This is a genomic window from Nonomuraea insulae, from assembly GCF_042656245.1.
The window spans coordinates 1-14,420 of sequence record NZ_JBHSPA010000125.1 but is presented as its reverse complement, the minus strand read 5'-3'; the positions used below and the strand labels follow the sequence as shown (position 1 = coordinate 14,420).

The window sequence follows — 14,420 nt, the reverse complement described above, 5'->3', positions numbered from 1 at the left end:
AGCTCAGATGGGGTACTCCAGTCGCAACTGGGGGAGAGTGACATGGGCCGGATTCTTGTTGGGCTGCCGCCTTTCGCCATGGCCGCGGCGGTCAGCCCGGTCCCGGTCATGGCGGTGATGTGCGTACCGCCGGATAGCGGCCCGCCGGTCGGCAAGACGCTCGGCGGGCCGCTGCCGTGACCTGGTTCGCCGCCGGCATCCGCGGCCCGCTGAACTGGCCCAGAGAGATCACCGCAGGGGTCACGCTGGCGGCGCTGGCCATTCCGCTCAACATCGGCTACGCGCAGATCGCCGGGTTGCCGCCGGTGGTGGGCCTGTACGCGGCGATCGTGCCGATGCTGGTGTTCGCGCTGCTGTGTTCCTCGCGCCAGCTTGTCGCCAGCCCGGACGCGCCCATCGCCGCGCTCATCGCCTCCCTGCTCGCCGCGATCGCCGCCCGCCCCGGCAGCCCGCAGTACGTGGAGCTGGCCTACGCCCAGGCGCTCGTCTGCGCCGTGGTGTTCCTGCTGTTCTACGCCTTCAAGCTGGGTTTCCTGGCAAGCTTCCTGTCCGAGCCCGTCCTGGTCGGCTTCATCGCGGGCCTGGCCGTCGAGATCCTCACCAGCCAGGCCGAGAAGATCCTCGGCATCCGCACCACCGCCGAGCGGTTCTTCCCTGAGCTGTGGGAGATCATCACGAAGATCCCTCAAGCACACCTGTGGAGCGTCGTCGTCGGCGTCGCCACCATGCTGGTGATCGTCGTTCTGCGCCGGCTCGCCCCCGCGCTACCGGGCCCGCTGATCGCGCTCGTGGCCGCCACCGCGGTGGTGGCCTGGGCCGGTCTCGACGCGCACGGCGTGTCGGTGCTGGGCCCCGTCCCCTCCGGGCTGCCCGTCCCGCACTGGCCGCAGGTCACGCTCGGCCAGTGGGCCGCGCTCATCCCCGGCGCGATCGCCATCTGCGCCGTCACCCTGGCCGACGGCCTGCTCACCGCCCGCCGCTACGCCGAACAGCACGGCTACCCGATCGACGCCAACACCGAATTGCGCGCCTTCGGCCTGGCCAACGTCGCCGCCGGCCTCACCCAATCGATGACCATCGGCTCCAGCGCCTCGCGCACGGCCGCCATGGACGCCACCGGATCCCGCTCACAGATTCCCAGCGCCGTGTGCGCGATCGTGGTCGCCGTCCTGGTCGCGTTCTTCTCCGGTGTGCTCGCCTACCTGCCCAACACGGCCCTGGCCGGCATCGTCGCCGTCGCCGTCGTGCGGCTCATCGACGTGCGCAAGCTGGCCGAGCTGTGGCGGCTGCGCCGCTCGGAGTTCTGGATCGCCGTGGCGTGCCTGCTCGGCGTCCCCGTCCTCGGCTCGCTCACCGCCGTCATCATCGCCTTCCTGCTCTCCGCGGTCGACGTGGTACGGCGTGCCTCCCGCCCCAGCACCGCCACCCTGACACCGGGGGAACACGGCCGCTACGTCCGCGGCCCGGCCGAGGGACCGCTCACCGTCTACCGCTTCGAAAGCCAGCTCTTCTTCGCCAACGCCGGCACCTTCAAAACCGAGATCACCCACCTGGCCGACCAGGGGGCCCGGTGGATCGTCCTGGACGCCGAGGCCATCACCGATGTCGACACGACCGGCGCGGGGGCCCTGCGCGAAACCGCCGGCATGCTACGCGAACGTGGCGTCACCTTCGCCGTGGCCCGCGCCACCACCGCCCTGCGCCACCTGCTGGCCCACTACGGCCTGACCGGGCTCACCTTCTACGACTCCAACGAGGCCGCGGCCGCCGCCTACCGGGAGAGTGACCATGGGTAAGGCGTTCGCCGACATGCTGCCCTACACCCTCGGCCTGATCGTCTCGCCGTTCCCGGTCGTGGCCGTCATCGCCCTGCTGATCAGCGTGAACGGCCGGACCAAGGCGCTGCTGTTCGAGCTCACCTGGCTGATCATGAGCTGGATCGTGCTGCTCGCCCTCATCGCCCTGCTGAGCGCCCTCGGCGCCACCGGCCACGCCAAACCCGCCTGGCTCAGCTGGCTCGCCCTGACCATCGGCGTGCTCCTGCTCCTGACGGCGCTCGCCGGTCTCCGCAGGGCTGCCCGCCGCAAGAGGGGAGAGACCCCGCAGGTGCCCCGCTGGATCGCCGCCATGGACACCATGACCACCCCGAAGATCATCGGGGTGGCGGCCCTGCTCATCGTGGCCAACCCGGTCAACCTCGCCTCGCTGGCCGGCGGCGCCATCGCCGCCGCCCACGAGCCCCTGCCCGTCGGCCGGCAACTCATCCTCGCCGCCGTGTTCGTCGTCATCGGCAGCATCGGCGTGCTCGCCCCCTACACCACCGCGCTCACCGGAGGCGGCGAACAACGACTCCAACGGATGCGCGGCTGGCTGATCCGGCACAACGGCGCCCTCACCCTGCTGCTGATCCTGGTGTTCGGCCTGCTGTTCCTCGCCAAGGGCCTGCGCGGCCTGCTTGCGTAGGTTGACGGCGTCACGATCGCGAACCGGATGTTCCAGTACGGCGGCCAGCAGGCTCAGGACGTTCATATCGTCTTCGTGCTCGATGCTGTCGTCCGTCCCGCCACGCGACCGAACGCTGTGCGGCTCATGTTTGCCGGTATTTCTATCCCGGGGGGTATAGAGTGGCCTCCATGGTGCGACCTCCGCTGACCCCCGAAGAGCGGCTCCGCGGCGAGCAACTCGGCTTCGTCCTGCGCCAGGCTCGCGGCGAACGCAGCATCGTCGAGGTCGCCGCCGCCGCCGGCATGTCCGCCGAAACCCTCCGCAAGATCGAGACCGGCCGCATCGCCACCCCGGCGTTCTTCACCATCGCGGCCCTGTCCGACGTCCTCGGCGTCTCCCTCGACCGCCTCGCCATCCGCTCCACCCCCGCCGCCACCCCCTGACCCCGGCCTTCCCGCCAGGCCTGACATGACCGGCCCGACATGTCGGGAACGGCTTCCTTGGCCCCTCCGCGCGCCGCCGCCATCGCCGAGTTCACCTGGCGTGCCCCCTGGGCCCGGGTGGGGCGCTGGCCGTCTGCGCGAGGTCGGCGGACGCCACCCGGATCGGCAAGGATGCCGCGGTGTGGCATGACCGCAGGGGACCAGGTGATCATCTCCTCGCAGGAGCGCAGGAGCGCAGGAGCGCAGGAGCGCAGGAGCGCAGGAGCGCAGGAGCGCAGGAGCGCAGGAGCGCAAGAGCGCAAGAGCGCAAGAGCGCAAGAGCGCAAGAGCGCAAGAGCGCAAGAGCGCAAGAGCGCAAGGTATCCGGTGGCGAACCGGCGCAGCTCTTTGGATGCGTGCGGGATCGGTGCCGCGAGGTCGTAGGCGACATTGGACGCTCGGGGTGCCCGTCGCAGTCCTTGCCGTGCGTGACCGTGACGGTCCCGGCGCGCGAGCCGGGGATGAGCCCGGCGTAGGGGATGAGGCGGCCGCACACGTCCTAGGACCGCTCAGGTCGTCGGCTCCTCATCCGCCCCTGCAGGCGCTGCCGGGCGCTCACCTCCCGGCCGGCCGGTGGGCGGCGGTCGGCGTCATGGCGCCACAGAGATGGAATTCTCTTCCGTGCTACTGTCTCCCCGTGGAATGGAATTCCCTCACCGCCGCCGTGCGAGCGAGACTCTCCGGGCTGCACGACGCCGAGGCACGCGTCGCCCACGTGGTTCTCGACCAGGGCGCCCAGCTCGTCCACCTGAGCGTGAGCGACGTGGCCCGACTGGCCGGAACGTCCGCCTCCACCGTCGTACGGTCGTGCCGGAAACTGGGGTTCCGCGGCTACCAGGAACTGAAGATCACCGCCGCCCGCGAGGCGCCCCCGGGACCCCACGACGAGGACGACCCGCTCACCGCCACCATCCGCACGGCACAAGAAGCCCTCGGCGGGCTGCCCGCCACACTCTCACGCGCCCACCTCAACGACGCCGCCCAAGCACTCAACGACGCCGGCCGGGTGCTGGTGGCGGCCACCGGCCTGTCCGGGGCGGTGGCCGCCGACGCCGCCTACCGCCTGCGCGCCCTGGGCCTCGCGGCAGACCTGCCACCCGACCCGCTCACCGCGCACCTGGCCGCCGAACTGCTGCCCGAACAGTCGGTGTGCCTGGCGATCAGCCACAGCGGAGCCACCCGCTCCACCGTCGAGACAGCCCGCCGCGCCCGCGCCGCGGGAGCCGCGATCGTGACGATCACCAGCTACGCCAGCTCGCCGCTGGCGGAGGAGAGCACCTGGGTGCTGGTCGGCGGCGGCCAGGACCTCGTCCTCGGCATGGAAGCGGTGGCCAGCCGCCTGGCCCACCTCACCATCGTCGACACCCTGTCCATGATGCTGCTCGCGCTGGGCGGCGACCGGGCCGAACGGGCCGTGGCGGCCTCCGCCGACGTCACCGCCGGCCACAGCTACTTGAGAGGACGACCCTCCCCTTGATCAGCCACACCTTCGACATCGCCGGAGACCTGCGCGTGCGGCGGCTGGGATACGGCACCGGCATGCTGACCGGGCCCGGCTACTGGGGGCCACGCCTGGAGCCCGCCGACGCCGTGGCCGTGCTGCGCCGCGCCGTCGAACGCGGAGTGACGCTCCTGGACACAGCCGACAACTACGGGCCGGACCTCGCCGAGGAACTCCTGGCACGAGCCCTGCACCCGTACCCCGACCATCTGGTGGTGGCGACGAAGGGCGGCGTCGTCCGTACAGGGCCCAACCTCTGGCACACCGACGGGCGGCCGGAGCGGCTGCGGGCCATGTGCGAGGCGAGCCTGCGCCGGCTCAGGACCGACACCATCGACCTCTACCAGCTCCACCGCATCGACCCGGACGTCCCGCTGGCCGACCAGCTCGGCACACTGGCCGAACTGCGGGCCGCGGGCAAGATCCGGCACATCGGCCTCGACACCGTGACCACGGGCGAACTGGAGCGCGCCCTGGAGATCACACCGATCGCCTCGGTACAGAACCGCTTCAACCTGCACGACCGCGACTCCACACCCGTCCTGCGGATGTGCGAGGAACGGGGCCTGGCGTTCCTGCCCTGGTTCCCGCTGGGCAACGGCGTCCTGGCCCGCACCGGACTGCCCGAGGTCGCCCGCCGCCACAGGGCGGCTCCCGGGCAGGTGGCGCTGGCGTGGCTGCTGCACCGCTCACCGGTCATCCTGCCCACACCGGGCACGGGATCGCTCGCCCACCTGGAGGAGAACCTGAACGCGGCCGCCCTCGAACTCACCCCGGACGATCTGGCCGCCCTGGACCGCCTGACCAGCCCCTCGTAGACGCCGATCAGGAGAGGCCGGTCAGGAGAGGCCGGTCAGGAGAGGCCGGTCAGGAGAGGCCGGCCGCCCGCCCCAGCGGGGAAGCCGCACCCGGCGCCAGCGGCTCGGCCAGGAACACCGGCGCCTGCGCCATGAACCGCGGCTCACTACCCCGATGCTCCTGCGCGGCGTGCACCGTGAACGGATGCACCACGTACACATCGCCCGGCGCGCCCGTCGCCAGCCGCACCGGCCGATCCCGCCCGGCCTCGTCGAACATCGGGCCGTGCTTCATGGGGTCCAGCACCCGCTCATCCAGCAGCGCCGCCATGTCCCGCTGCGAGCCCGCCCGGATCCGCGTCGGCGCGTCGGATGGCCCCACCTGCGAGAACAGCACCAGCAGCAGCAACGTCTCCGGCCGGCCGCTCATCCCGTACGTGCCGTCAGGACGGCGGGTGCTGCCGTCGATGTGCCACCCCCGGTCCTCGGCCGGGGGCACACGCGGGAACCGCACCGGCATGTTGCCCACCGAACCACGCGGCACCCACCCGCCCGGACCGGCCACCGCGTCCAGCGCGGCGTGCAACCGGGGAGCGCGCACGATCTCCCCGAACGGCCCCTCACCCGTCAGATCCGCCGTCCACACCACCGGCTGGGTCCACCCCGCCGGGTCACCGGGGGACAGGCCGATCCGCTTCCACAACAACGCCCGTGCCTGGTCCGCCACCTCGCGCGGCACCACCGCCTCGACCTTGGCGAAACCGTCGGCCACGAACGCGTCCACATCGATGACGTCCATGAACGGCACGCTAACAGCGCTGTCCACCGGTTTTCCCGCTCACACCAGCGACAGCTGCGCCGCCGCCGGCTCGCGCGGCTCGGCCACCGGCGCGCCGCACTCCATCCCGTACATGCGGCACAGCTGAGCGATCTGCCCCGTGATGCGGCCCTCATAGCCCGGCGACGGCAGGCCCGCCCGGTCGTACAGCTCCTCGTAGCGCTCCACCAGGCCCGGATGCGCCTGCGCCAGCCACTCCACGTACCACTCCCGCGTCCCCGGCGGCAGCCGCAGCACCACCGGCTCCACCACCCGCGCCCCGGTCGCCGCGATCCGCCGCACCGTCGCCGCCAGCTGGTCGGCGGCGTCGCTGAGCAGCGGCAGCACCGGCGCCATCAGCACCCGGCAGTCCACCCCCGCCTCCACCAGCGCCGAGACCAGCTCCAGCCGCGCCTGCGCCGTCGGCGCCCCCGGCTCCACCGCCCGCCGGAACCGCTCGTCCACGAACGCGATCGACACCGCCACCCGGGCACCCGCCCGCACCAGCGGCTCCGCATCACGCAACACCCGCGCGCTCTTGGTGTAGACCGTGAACGGCGTCCCCGACGCCGCCAGCGCCCCGATCACGCCCGGCATCAGCCGGTAGGTCTCCTCGGCCACCTGGTAGCAGTCACCGCCGACGCCCACCGCGATCTCCCGGCCGTCCCAGCGCGCCAGCTCCGACCGCAGCCGCTCCACCACGTTCGCCCTGACCACGATCCGCGTGTCGAAATCACGCCCGGAGTCCAGGCCCAGCCGCCGATGCCCGGCCCGCGCGCCACAACCACGGCACGCGTGAGCGCAGCCACGATAGGGGGAGACGGCCCACTGCTGGGCGATGCCCGCGGCGGGCGAGACCCGCTCGATCACCGTGCGGGCCTGCAGCTCGTAGAAATCGCCGCGCAGCACCGCGCGCCGCTCGATCAGCGGACGGTCGTCGGCGGCGTCAACCAGCGCAAGCGCGTCCCAACCCACACCGACCAGTGGAACACGTATTCGACTCGGTTTTCAAGCGATTCCCGCAGGCACGCCCACCCTAGAATTGGGACGCCCGTACCACTTCATCGGCTGGAGAAACGAAACCCATGGCCTGGCTCCTGCTCGCCCTCGCCATCGCCTCCGAAATCCTCGCCACCACCGCACTCAAACTCAGCAACGGCTTCACCCACCTCGGCTGGAGCATCGTCGTCGCCGCCGGCTACATCACCTCCTTCACCCTGCTGGCCCGCGTACTCAAACTCCACCTCGACATGGGCACCGCCTACGCCGTCTGGTCCGGAGCCGGCACCGCCGCCATCGCCCTCATCGGCGCCGCCTTCATGGGAGAGACCCTCACCCCCCTCAAGATCGGCGGTATCCTCCTCATCATCGGCGGCGTCATCGTCCTCAACCTCGCAGGTGGCCATTGAACCCCCACCCAGACCCCGGCACCCCCCACACAGCCCCCGCCCAGGCACGAGGCCGCCGCCGCCGCGCCACCCTCCTCAACGCCGCCGTCGACCTGCTCACCGAAGGCGGATTCGCCGCCGTCACCCACCGAGCCGTCGCCCAGCGCGCCCACCTGCCCCTGGCCGCCACCACCTACTACTTCACCTCACGCGACCAGCTCCTCGCCGAAGCCTTCGCCCAGCTCGTCGAAACCGAACTCGCCACCACCCGCACCTGGGCCACCAGCCACGGCCTGACCGGCCTCACCGACCAGCTCGCCACCGCCGACCGCACCCGCCAGCTCGGCCTGTGGGAACTGTACGTCCACGCCGGCCGCGACCCCGTACTCCAGCACATCGCCCGCCGCTGGACCGACGGCTGCGTCCGCATCGTCGCCGACACCCTCCACCTGCCAGAAACCGACCCCCGCGTACGCCTCCTCTACACCACCATCTCCACCCTCTGGCTCGAACACGTCGTGGAACAACGCCCCCTCCACGACGCCCGCAACCTGCTCACCCTCGCCATCCGCAACACATTGCCACCCACCTGACCCCTCCCTACACTGCCTCCGTGCTCACACCCGACTACCCCATCACCACCCCCCGCCTCCACCTGCGCCCCTTCACCCCCGACGACCTCGACCCCCTCAACGCCTACGAATCCCTGCCCCACGTCACCCGCTACCTCTACTGGGACCCCCGCGACCGCGACACCAGCCGCACCTACCTCGACAAAAAGATCACCCGCACCGCCATCCACGACGAAGGCGACGCCATCGACCTGGCCATCACCCACCGCACCACCGGCCACCTCATCGGCAACTGCCTGCTCATCTGGACCAGCCGCACCCATCGCCAAGGCGAAATCGGCTACATCCTCCACCCCGACCACCACGGCCACGGCTACGCCACCGAAGCCGCCCACGCCATGCTCAACCTCGGCTTCACCGCACTCGGCCTGCACCGCATCACCGGCCGCCTCGACGCCCGCAACACCGCATCCGCCCGCGTACTCGAAAAACTCCACATGCGCCGCGAAGCCACCCTCATCGACAACGAGATCGTCAAAGGCGAATGGGCCAGCGAAACCATCTACGCCATCCTCGAAACCGAATGGACCCCATGACCATCCACCACCTCGCGCTGCGCACCGACTGGGAGAACGCCCAGAAAACAGGGGAGTACCGCATCTCCACCCTCGGCCGCACCCTCGACCAAGAAGGCTTCATCCACTGCAGCCGCGACCTCACCCAGCTACACGGCGTCCACACCGCCTTCTACAGCCACATCACCGAAGCGCTGCTCATCCTCGACATCGACCCCGCCGGACTCGACATCCGCCTCGAGAACGGCTTCCCCCACCTGTACGGCCCCCTGCCCATCACCGCTGTCACCACCACCCGCCCCTACACACCCTGACGCCCGGCCCAACGGCGGCACAGGGGAGCGGTCATCCGGGGGAGAGACACCCAGAGAAAGAACCCCGCACGCACCCGCCACAACAGGCACACAGCCCACCAGTCGCCCGCACCACAATGGACCCCATGGACACCCGCACGGCCGCCCAACGCTTCGCCGACACCTGGCAACACGGCTGGACCCACCACGACAGCGCCGCCATCACCGCCCTCTACCGCGACGACGCCGTCCACACCAGCATGCCGTTCCGCCCCCCGCACCACGGCAAACAAGCCATCACCGACTACATCACGTGGTCCTTCACCGGCGAAACCGCACCCCACGTCACCTTCGCCGCCCCCATCGTCGACGGCGACCAGGCAGCCATCGAATTCCGGGTCCACGCACACGACAACGGCCGCCCCATCACCCTGGCCGGCTGCGTCTTCGCCCAATTCGACCCAGACGGCCTCGCCGTGCGAACCCGCGACTACTGGCACACCACCGACGGCCACCAATGAACCGGCCCACGACACACACAACCAGCCCCGACACCACCGGCACCGGGGCAACCCACCGACCCCGCACAGGCCGGCACCACCAAATCAGCTAAAGAACCTCAGCGCACCACACGCAAAGGCGCACGCACCGCACCCCCGGCCGGAGCCGCAGCGGGAGCGGGAGCGGGGGAGGACTGCGGACGCGCCATCTGCTGCGTCTGCTGCATAGCCTGCTGCTGAGCCTGCTCGGCCGCCTCGGCACGCCGCTCGGCGCACCCACCCGGACAGTACCCGTTCGTCACGATCAACCGCCCCCGCAGCGGCGTGTACGACTCCTTACCAGAAGCGGGCAGAACCCCCTGACACACCGGGCATAACACTGACTGGTTCCCCACGTGCTGCTCCTCTCGCGGCGCGTATAGCAGGAGCTCCACCCTAAAACCACACATCCCACCAAGGACAGCGAATCAACAGAGCGTCAAACTCCCGGTCAACAACCCGAAGACCCCCGCCACACCACCACCCGGCACCCCGAAACCCCCGCTCAGCACCCCCGCCACCCCACACCCGCACCCCAGCGAACGATCACATCCCGCCCAAAAGAATCTTCCCACCGAGCCCACCTGACACCACCGCCCCGTCCCACGCACCCGGCCCTGAACCCTCCCGCAAACGAAAGGCAAGCCTCAGCGCCCGGTGACACCGTCGATGAGCTCGCGCAGGATATCCGCGTGACCCGCGTGGCGCCCGGTCTCCTCGATCATGTGCGTGAGCGCCCAGCGGACACTCGGCGCCGAGCCCGAACGCCCCCGCCGGGGGAGTGGCGCGCCAAGATCGGCGCACGCGTCGAGAACCTCGTTCGCACGCTCGACGGTCGCCCGGTAACGAGCCACGACATCGGCGACACCATCCTCAGCGGCAGGCCGGAACGTCGCCTGCCAATCAGCGACCCTCTCGCCGAGAAACGTCGCGCTCTCGACAGCGATCAGATGGTTCAGCAGGCCGAGCAAAGTCGTCCCCGAGGGCACCACCGACGTCCGGACCTCAGGTTCCGCGGCCCCGTCGACCTTCGCGGCGATCGAGGCACGCAGATAGTCCAGGAATCCGCGCAGGACGTCAGCCTCACTGTTCGCGGTAGGAGGCGGAGGGGAGTCATGACGGCGGGAAGCAGTGGGCACAGCGTTCTCCTTCATGCGGTGCTCGTCGGGGCGATATCACTCGGTACGGCGGATCAACAGGACACGGCCGGCGACCACGGCGGTACGCCCGCCAGGGCCGGCGCCGCACATCCGTCGACCACACGGGGGAGAGGCGCACCAGCGCCCGGTCCGGCAGACGGCGCGCACACCGCGTCCCAGCACCTCACCGCGCCGGAGCGCTCCATCACGTTCCCTCCCTCGGGTTCCGTACGGCCCAGTCTCAGCCCACACGCCCCGAAGTAGCGCCCATCCTTGCCGTTTTGGCAAGCTGACCCCATGAACCCCGCAATGGAAGACGTGCTCGACGCGGTCGGACCCCGACTGCGCGCGCTCCGGCACACACGCGACATCACCCTCGCCGAACTGTCCGCGACCACCGGAGTATCGGAAAGCACACTGTCCCGCCTGGAAAGCGGCCAGCGCCGCGCAACCCTCGAACTGCTGCTGCACCTGTCCCACGCCTATGACGTCCCGCTGGACGATCTCGTGGGCGCCCCGCGCGCCGGCGACCCCCGAGTCCACCTGAAACCGATCCGGCGTTTCGGAATGACGTTCATACCCCTGTTCCGCCGGCCAGGCGGGACACAAGCCTTCAAGATGATCATTCCGGCACGGCCGGAGCCGGCCGAACCGGCATTGCAGACCCACGAGGGCTTCGAATGGCTGTACGTCCTCAACGGCACGCTGCGACTCGTGACCGGAGAGCGTGATCTGACGGTGACAGCGGACAACGCCGCCGAGTTCGACACCTCGTTGCCGCATTGGCTGGGAAGCGCGGACGGCGGAGCGGTGGAACTTCTCGTCCTGTTCGATATGCAGGGAGCACGCGCTCACGTGCACGCCGACCGCACCGCTCGAGCGAAGGCATAGATCCCGCGGGGACGGGCGGCCCGTGAGGGCCCCTCTTCGCGAACGGTCTACTTGACATAATGTTCATTATCAAGCAACGACGGAAGCGCTGAATAAACCGCCCGGCCACGGGCAGACGCCCCAGCATGCCCGCCCTCGAGATCGCCACACCCAGCATCGTCGCGCTCACCGCCGTGGTCACCGCCGCCGCCATCTGGTTGATCATTCTCGCCGTCCGGCTCACCCGGAATCCCCGCAACCGGCCCAGCGTGAGCGTCGACCTCGTCGATCAAGCTCGCGAGCTGAAGGCGCTCGGGCAGATCCAGGAAGCCGTTTTTCTCGTACGCGGCGAAACCGGCATGAGCCAGCGTGCGGCCGCCCGCTACGTCAACCGTTTATGACCCCCGCACCCCCGGGCGGAAAACGGCAACATATGTCATACCGGACAGAAGCTGAATTCTGTCCGGTATAGCTCATATTGTCCTTTTCGTGCTTTGGTGTCGCATCAGGATCAGTTGTTCAGGCTTCCGTGATGACGTTGCGTTCTGCGTCCCTGAGGGGCGGGCGTGACACGCGTTCATCCACGTCAGCGGCACCGCCTGCGGTACCGATTATCGTTGGCGCCACCGGATGGGGATGATCAACAACGACGGTGCGCACAACCGCACAAGCGGCTGGGTATCGCCCGCGCTGTGACGCGAGTGGGCCATAGGCGCCCCTCTCCCCCGGCACGATGATCTTCGCTTGCCTTTGAGCGAGACTCCCCCGGCCCGTGGCGGATCCGCCGTGCTGGCGGTCGCCAGGTGGGGCCCGCGTCACTGTGACGTCCCGCAGGACTGCTCATGACGCAGCGTCACTGGTTGGAGGCGGTGGGGGCGGAAGCAGACTGGGGGCGCTCCCCCGGTCACGGAGGGCATCCTCAGCGGGGCCGAGGGGCGGCGGTTCTGCGCGGTCGGGACCGCCGCCTATGCTCCGGCGGTGGTGGGCTGTGTGTGGTGGTTGTGGGCACGAGCGGGAAGGTTGCGCGTATGACGTCGGAGCGGGCCGAGGAGACGCAGGGCCAGTTGCGCCGGCTGAACCTGGGCATCGTGTTCAGTGCGATCTCCGCGGTCGGGGCGCTGCTGATGGCGATCGATGCCGGTTCCTTGTGGGATGCGCTGCTGATGGGTGCGGGCTTGGCCGTGACGCTGGTGGTGGTCAATCGGTGGACCGTGGGGCGTTTCTCGCGTGTCGCGCTTCCGGGTCTGGTCGTGACGGCGGTCGTGTGGCTCGCCGGGGTGTTGGTGGCGGATGCTACGGCGCCGTCCTACGGTTTCGCGATCGTGGCCACCATCACGGTTCTTGAGCTGCCGCGTCGTCGGCGGGCGGCGGTCGCGGGGGTCGCCGCCTTCGTCGTCGCGGTGGTCGGGGTGAAGCTGGTGGTGGCGCGTGAGAGCGCTGTCGAAATTCTGGTCCAGTACGTTCTGGTCTCCGCGGCTGTCGCGGTGAGCGGTGTCGTTCTCGCGGCTCTTGCCTATGCGGTTCACGATTTGATCGGGGAGCTGGAGAGGGCGCGGGAGCGTGAGGCGGAGATGGCGGTGATGCGGGAGCGTGTGCGTTTCGCCGGTGATCTGCACGATATTCAGGGTCACACGCTTCATGTGGTGAAGTTGAAGGTCGCGCTGGCCAGGAAGCTGCTGCACAGTGACGTCGGGCGGGTGGAGCAGGAGCTGGAGGAGGTGCGTGTGCTGGTCGGTGACACGATCGCGCAGACCAAGGAGCTGGCTTACGGTCAGCGGCGGCTGAATCTGTCCGCGGAGCTGGAGAACGCCAAGAATCTGTTCGAGGCCGCGGGCATCGGGGTGCGTGTCGATCGTGAGGCTGAGGTCGATGTGGGTGTGGGTGAGTTGCTCGGTCAGGTTCTGCGGGAGACGACGACCAATATTTTGCGTCATGCCGAGGCTGGGCAGGTGCGGATCGCTCTTTCTGAGGCGGGGATCTGTGTCGCCAATGATGGTGTGCGTGAGGCGGGGGTTGTCCGGTTGGGTGGGCTGGCCGCTTTGCGGGATCGTCTGGCGGCTCAGGGGGGTGAGCTGACGGTGGAGCAGAGGGATGGGTGGTTCCGGACGGTGGCGGTGTTCCCTGGCCGGGGTGGCGATGGTGTTGTGGCGGGGTGGGAGGAGGGGCGGTGATCGCTGATGGGGAGGCGCTTCTTCGTTAGGGGGTGGCCGCGGCGCGTTGTTTCCGTGCGCGTGTTGTGAGTGTTCGTTTACGTGGGGTGCGCTCCCCTGGTGTTCGGGGTGTGGTGGCGGGTTTGGATCGCCGTTGCGGGGGGTTGTTCAAAGGTCTGCTCGGGCAGTCCTGTCCTGGGCGTGACCCGGGTGGGGGGTGCGGGGGGCGATGCTGGGGGTGCCGGGTGGTTCCGGTCGTGCGGGTGGTGGTCCGCACGGGGGTGGTGATGTGGCCGGCGGGCTGTGTCATCGCTGGGGTGTCCGGGCATCTCCCCCGCTCGGGCACCCCTTTTTTTCATGTGGGGCGGTGGTAGGTGGTGGTGCGGGTGTGGGGGCGGAAGCCGAGGGTTTGGTAGAGGGCGCGGGGGGCGGGGTCGTTGTCGCGGGTGGTGACGCGGGCGGTGCGGGCGCCGAGGTCGCGGGCGGTGTGGAGGGCGGCGAGGGTGGTGGCGGTGGCCAGGCCGCGGCGGCGGTGGGCGGGGTGGGTGCCGGTGGGTTCGATGAGGGCGTCGTGGTGGTGGGGGTCGTACCAGATGAGGCTGATGGCGGCGGGGGTGCCGTCGGGGGTGCAGGCGATCCAGTCGAGGTGGGGGTTGTAGGGGTCGGTGTTCATGACGGTGCGGTAGCTGTCGGTGGTGACGCGGGAGGGTGGGTGGCCGGGTTGGGTGAAGGCTGTGCGGTGGATGGTGGCGCGGGCGGGGGCGTCGTCGGGGCCGGTGAGGTGGCGGAGGGTGTAGGTGGGGGGTGTGGTGGGTGTGGGGAGGGGTTGGGTGAGGTCGAGGTGGTGGAGGA

18 protein-coding genes are annotated in these 14,420 nt (G+C 69.9%); 14 read left to right on the top strand and 4 right to left on the bottom strand.

The window, feature by feature from the left end; genetic code table 11:
- The first annotated feature begins 42 nt into the window (after nucleotides 1-42).
- The 6 genes from ACFPZ3_RS67120 (at nucleotide 43) to ACFPZ3_RS67095 (ending at nucleotide 5,246) form a co-directional block, all read left to right on the top strand.
- Nucleotides 43-180, top strand: a complete 138-nt coding sequence (locus ACFPZ3_RS67120; RefSeq protein ID WP_379524788.1) for a hypothetical protein — start codon at nucleotides 43-45, stop codon at nucleotides 178-180.
- Nucleotides 177-1,796 carry a SulP family inorganic anion transporter gene (locus ACFPZ3_RS67115; protein WP_379524787.1) on the top strand — a complete coding sequence of 540 codons (1,620 nt, stop codon included), beginning with the start codon at nucleotides 177-179 and terminating at the stop codon, nucleotides 1,794-1,796. The genes ACFPZ3_RS67120 and ACFPZ3_RS67115 overlap by 4 nt, the downstream gene beginning before the upstream one ends.
- On the top strand, nucleotides 1,789-2,463 hold the full coding sequence (locus tag ACFPZ3_RS67110) for a GAP family protein (protein ID WP_379524786.1): 675 nt from the start codon (nucleotides 1,789-1,791) through the stop codon (nucleotides 2,461-2,463). Before ACFPZ3_RS67115 ends, ACFPZ3_RS67110 begins: the two co-directional genes overlap by 8 nt.
- Before the next feature lie 170 nt (nucleotides 2,464-2,633).
- A complete protein-coding gene (locus ACFPZ3_RS67105; protein WP_379524785.1) occupies nucleotides 2,634-2,888 on the top strand; it encodes a helix-turn-helix domain-containing protein in 255 nt (84 codons plus the stop codon).
- A gap of 676 nt (nucleotides 2,889-3,564) precedes the next feature.
- Nucleotides 3,565-4,404 (top strand): MurR/RpiR family transcriptional regulator, encoded by an 840-nt coding sequence (locus ACFPZ3_RS67100; RefSeq protein ID WP_379524784.1) that lies wholly within the window; start codon nucleotides 3,565-3,567, stop codon nucleotides 4,402-4,404.
- Nucleotides 4,401-5,246 (top strand): aldo/keto reductase, encoded by an 846-nt coding sequence (locus ACFPZ3_RS67095; RefSeq protein WP_379524783.1) that lies wholly within the window; start codon nucleotides 4,401-4,403, stop codon nucleotides 5,244-5,246. The genes ACFPZ3_RS67100 and ACFPZ3_RS67095 overlap by 4 nt, the downstream gene beginning before the upstream one ends.
- 49 nt (nucleotides 5,247-5,295) lie before the next feature.
- Here the strand turns inward: ACFPZ3_RS67095 and ACFPZ3_RS67090 are convergent, their stop codons facing one another.
- Both ACFPZ3_RS67090 and ACFPZ3_RS67085 read right to left on the bottom strand, forming a co-directional pair.
- Nucleotides 5,296-6,024 (bottom strand): phytanoyl-CoA dioxygenase family protein, encoded by a 729-nt coding sequence (locus tag ACFPZ3_RS67090; RefSeq protein ID WP_379524782.1) that lies wholly within the window; start codon nucleotides 6,022-6,024, stop codon nucleotides 5,296-5,298.
- A gap of 39 nt (nucleotides 6,025-6,063) precedes the next feature.
- Nucleotides 6,064-7,017, bottom strand: coding sequence for a radical SAM protein (locus ACFPZ3_RS67085; protein ID WP_379524781.1), 954 nt, complete (start codon nucleotides 7,015-7,017; stop codon nucleotides 6,064-6,066).
- A gap of 110 nt (nucleotides 7,018-7,127) precedes the next feature.
- Here ACFPZ3_RS67085 and ACFPZ3_RS67080 point away from each other — a divergent pair, with 110 nt between their 5' ends.
- The 5 genes from ACFPZ3_RS67080 to ACFPZ3_RS67060 all read left to right on the top strand — a co-directional run bounded on the left by ACFPZ3_RS67080 (nucleotide 7,128) and on the right by ACFPZ3_RS67060 (nucleotide 9,391).
- Nucleotides 7,128-7,451, top strand: coding sequence for a DMT family transporter (locus tag ACFPZ3_RS67080; protein ID WP_379524780.1), 324 nt, complete (start codon nucleotides 7,128-7,130; stop codon nucleotides 7,449-7,451).
- A complete protein-coding gene (locus tag ACFPZ3_RS67075) occupies nucleotides 7,448-8,023 on the top strand; it encodes a TetR/AcrR family transcriptional regulator (protein WP_379524779.1) in 576 nt (191 codons plus the stop codon). The genes ACFPZ3_RS67080 and ACFPZ3_RS67075 overlap by 4 nt, the downstream gene beginning before the upstream one ends.
- Before the next feature lie 20 nt (nucleotides 8,024-8,043).
- Entirely contained in the window at nucleotides 8,044-8,598 is a 555-nt protein-coding gene (locus ACFPZ3_RS67070) for a GNAT family N-acetyltransferase (RefSeq protein WP_379524778.1), read from the top strand.
- Nucleotides 8,595-8,891: a DUF952 domain-containing protein gene (locus tag ACFPZ3_RS67065; RefSeq protein ID WP_379524777.1), complete on the top strand. Its 297-nt coding sequence runs from the start codon at nucleotides 8,595-8,597 to the stop codon at nucleotides 8,889-8,891. The genes ACFPZ3_RS67070 and ACFPZ3_RS67065 overlap by 4 nt, the downstream gene beginning before the upstream one ends.
- Before the next feature lie 125 nt (nucleotides 8,892-9,016).
- Nucleotides 9,017-9,391: a nuclear transport factor 2 family protein gene (locus ACFPZ3_RS67060; RefSeq protein ID WP_379524776.1), complete on the top strand. Its 375-nt coding sequence runs from the start codon at nucleotides 9,017-9,019 to the stop codon at nucleotides 9,389-9,391.
- A 665-nt stretch (nucleotides 9,392-10,056) separates the two neighbouring features.
- Here ACFPZ3_RS67060 and ACFPZ3_RS67055 read toward each other — a convergent pair.
- On the bottom strand, nucleotides 10,057-10,563 hold the full coding sequence (locus ACFPZ3_RS67055; protein ID WP_379524775.1) for a DinB family protein: 507 nt from the start codon (nucleotides 10,561-10,563) through the stop codon (nucleotides 10,057-10,059).
- 282 nt (nucleotides 10,564-10,845) lie between these two features.
- Here ACFPZ3_RS67055 and ACFPZ3_RS67050 point away from each other — a divergent pair, with 282 nt between their 5' ends.
- The 3 genes from ACFPZ3_RS67050 (at nucleotide 10,846) to ACFPZ3_RS67040 (ending at nucleotide 13,589) form a co-directional block, all read left to right on the top strand.
- Nucleotides 10,846-11,439: a helix-turn-helix domain-containing protein gene (locus ACFPZ3_RS67050; protein ID WP_379524774.1), complete on the top strand. Its 594-nt coding sequence runs from the start codon at nucleotides 10,846-10,848 to the stop codon at nucleotides 11,437-11,439.
- A 125-nt stretch (nucleotides 11,440-11,564) separates the two neighbouring features.
- Nucleotides 11,565-11,819, top strand: coding sequence for a hypothetical protein (locus tag ACFPZ3_RS67045; RefSeq protein WP_379524773.1), 255 nt, complete (start codon nucleotides 11,565-11,567; stop codon nucleotides 11,817-11,819).
- Between the two features lie 627 nt (nucleotides 11,820-12,446).
- Nucleotides 12,447-13,589, top strand: a complete 1,143-nt coding sequence (locus tag ACFPZ3_RS67040) for a sensor histidine kinase (RefSeq protein ID WP_379524772.1) — start codon at nucleotides 12,447-12,449, stop codon at nucleotides 13,587-13,589.
- A gap of 334 nt (nucleotides 13,590-13,923) precedes the next feature.
- Here the strand turns inward: ACFPZ3_RS67040 and ACFPZ3_RS67035 are convergent.
- On the bottom strand, nucleotides 13,924-14,420 hold a 497-nt coding region (locus tag ACFPZ3_RS67035; protein WP_379524771.1), incomplete at its 5' end, for a GNAT family N-acetyltransferase.